Origin of the sequence: Tabrizicola sp. YIM 78059 (assembly GCF_004959785.1) — a bacterium.
Taxonomy (GTDB): Bacteria; Pseudomonadota; Alphaproteobacteria; order Rhodobacterales; family Rhodobacteraceae; genus Tabrizicola; species Tabrizicola caldifontis.
Map to the genome: position 1 here is coordinate 2501 of NZ_SJZH01000033.1, position 3237 is coordinate 5737.

At 56.0% G+C, this 3237-nt stretch carries 1 tRNA gene and 2 rRNA genes (1 of these 3 running past the window's edge); all 3 read left to right on the forward strand.

The annotated features are described in order from the left end of the window. Positions 1 to 2832 (forward strand): 23S ribosomal RNA (locus EZM81_RS17655) (it extends 2 nt beyond the left edge of the window). Between the two features lie 134 nt (positions 2833 to 2966). Further along, positions 2967 to 3081 (forward strand): 5S ribosomal RNA (gene rrf, locus EZM81_RS17660). Positions 3082 to 3178: 97 nt separating this feature from the next. After that, positions 3179 to 3237: transfer RNA gene (locus EZM81_RS18385), tRNA-Met, on the forward strand.

Below are 3237 nucleotides of genomic sequence, written 5' to 3' on the forward strand. Positions count from 1 at the left end.
TCAAGCGCGAAAAGGGCGTTTGGTGGATGCCTAGGCAGCAAGAGGCGATGAAGGACGTGATACCCTGCGATAAGCCATGGGGAGCCGGGAATAGGCTTTGATCCATGGATCTCCGAATGGGGAAACCCACCTGACAGTCCGTTATAACCACCTTCGGTGGCCTATAATGGGCTGAACCAGGTATCATTACCCTGAACACATAGGGGTTTTGAAGCAAACCCGGGGAACTGAAACATCTAAGTACCCGGAGGAAAGGAAATCAACAGAGACTCCGTCAGTAGTGGCGAGCGAACGCGGACCAGCCGAGCCTTGAAGTGTGAGCAGAATGGTCTGGAAAGGCCAACCATAGGGGTGACAGTCCCGTATGCGAAGCACCAGAGGACGCATCAAGTAGGGCGGGACACGTGTAATCCTGTCTGAAGATCGGGGGACCACCCCCGAAGGCTAAGTACTCCTTGCTGACCGATAGCGAACCAGTACCGTGAGGGAAAGGTGAAAAGCACCCCGACGAGGGGAGTGAAACAGTACCTGAAACCGGACGCCTACAAGCAGTCGGAGGGGCCTTGAGCCCTGACGGCGTACCTTTTGTATAATGGGTCAACGACTTGGTCTAACGAGCAAGCTTAAGCCGGTAGGTGTAGGCGCAGCGAAAGCGAGTCTTAAAAGGGCGCATGAGTTCGTTGGATCAGACCCGAAACCAGGTGATCTAGCCATGAGCAGGATGAAGGTTGGGTAACACCAACTGGAGGTCCGAACCAACACCCGTTGAAAAGGGTCTGGATGACTTGTGGCTAGGGGTGAAAGGCTAATCAAACCTGGAGATAGCTGGTTCTCCGCGAAAGCTATTTAGGTAGCGCCTCGGACGAATACCCACGGGGGTAGAGCACTGCATGGATGATGGGGGCCCACAGCCTTACTGAGTCTAAGCAAACTCCGAATACCGTGGAGTACTATCCGGGAGACACACGGCGGGTGCTAACGTCCGTCGTGAAGAGGGAAACAACCCTGACCTGCAGCTAAGGCCCCTAATTCGTGGCTAAGTGGGAAAGCATGTGGGACGGCCAAAACAACCAGGAGGTTGGCTTAGAAGCAGCCATCCTTTAAAGATAGCGTAACAGCTCACTGGTCTAGACAAGCTGTCCTGCGGCGAAGATGTAACGGGGCTCAAGCCACGAGCCGAAGCTCAGGATGCACAGCGATGTGCGTGGTAGCGGAGCGTTCCGTGATACAGCTCGTCATGTCTTGTCCATCCGCAAGGGTGGCATGGACATGGAGAGCTTTCTGTGAAGCCGGGCCGTGAGGCATCCGGTGGAGAGATCGGAAGCGAGAATGTTGACATGAGTAGCGACAAAGAGGGTGAGAGACCCTCTCGCCGAAAGTCCAAGGGTTCCTGCTTAAAGCTAATCTGAGCAGGGTAAGCCGGCCCCTAAGGCGAGGCCGAAAGGCGTAGTCGATGGGAACCAGGTTAATATTCCTGGGCCAGTGGGATGTGACGGATCTCGACCGTAGTTCAGGCTTATCGGATTGTCTGGGCTGCCTGGAGGTTCCTGGAAATAGCCCCACATCAGACCGTACCCGAAACCGACACAGGTGGACTGGTAGAGCATACCAAGGCGCTTGAGAGAACCACGTCAAAGGAACTCGGCAAAATGCTCCCGTAAGTTCGCGAGAAGGGAGCCCCGTCTGTGCGCAAGCATGGGCGGGGGGCACAGACCAGGGGGTGGCGACTGTTTACTTAAAACACAGGGCTGTGCGAAGCCGCAAGGCGACGTATACAGTCTGACGCCTGCCCGGTGCTGGAAGGTTAAGAGGAGAGGTGCAAGCTTTGAATCGAAGCCCCAGTAAACGGCGGCCGTAACTATAACGGTCCTAAGGTAGCGAAATTCCTTGTCGGGTAAGTTCCGACCTGCACGAATGGCGTAACGATCTCCCCGCTGTCTCTGACGTGGACTCAGCGAAATTGAACTGTGTGTCAAGATGCACACTACCCGCGGTTAGACGGAAAGACCCCATGAACCTTTACTCCAGCTTTGCACTGGCATCAGGATTGTGATGTGCAGGATAGGTGGTAGGCATTGAAGCGGGGACGCCAGTTCCCGTGGAGCCGCCCTTGAGATACCACCCTTCGCACTCTTGATGTCTAACCGCGGTCCGTCATCCGGATCCGGGACCCTGCATGGTGGGGAGTTTGACTGGGGCGGTCGCCTCCCAAACAGTAACGGAGGCGCGCGATGGTTGGCTCAGAGCGGTCGGAAATCGCTCGTTGAGTGCAATGGCAGAAGCCAGCCTGACTGCAAGACTGACAAGTCGAGCAGAGACGAAAGTCGGTCATAGTGATCCGGTGGTCCCAAGTGGGAGGGCCATCGCTCAACGGATAAAAGGTACTCTGGGGATAACAGGCTGATGATGCCCAAGAGTCCATATCGACGGCATCGTTTGGCACCTCGATGTCGGCTCATCTCATCCTGGGGCTGGAGCAGGTCCCAAGGGTATGGCTGTTCGCCATTTAAAGAGGTACGTGAGCTGGGTTTAGAACGTCGTGAGACAGTTCGGTCCCTATCTGCCGTGGGTGCAGGAGACTTGAGAAGAGTTGACCCTAGTACGAGAGGACCGGGTTGAACGCTCCACTGGTGGACCAGTTGTCGTGCCAACGGCAGTGCTGGGTAGCTATGAGCGGACAGGATAACCGCTGAAGGCATCTAAGCGGGAAGCCCCCTTCAAAACAAGGTCTCCCTTGAGGGCCGTGGAAGACCACCACGTCGATAGGCCAGAGGTGTAAGCGCAGCAATGCGTTCAGCTGACTGGTACTAATCGCCCGATTGGCTTGATCTGATCCGGAAACAGCAAGGCAAACATGGACGCCACAAGGCAAACCATGTGCGCAAACGGATCGTCAGAAGCACGTAGACGAAAACCTGGAACAATCACTGATGAAAGGGGGTAAAACCCCCCGGTCTCTTCTCCGGTCTGGTGGTCATAGCGGGCGCAAAACTCCCGATCCCATCCCGAACTCGGCCGATAAGTGTGCCTGCGCCAATGGTACTGCGTCTCAAGACGTGGGAGAGTAGGTCGCCGCCAGACCTGAAAAGAGACCAGCTCTCTCAAAACGATCATACCCCGATCGCAGCACTGCCCTCGGGGCCGCAGCAACCACACGCTGCATAAAATGACGCGGGGTGGAGCAGCCCGGTAGCTCGTCAGGCTCATAACCTGAAGGCCGCAGGTTCAAATCCTGCC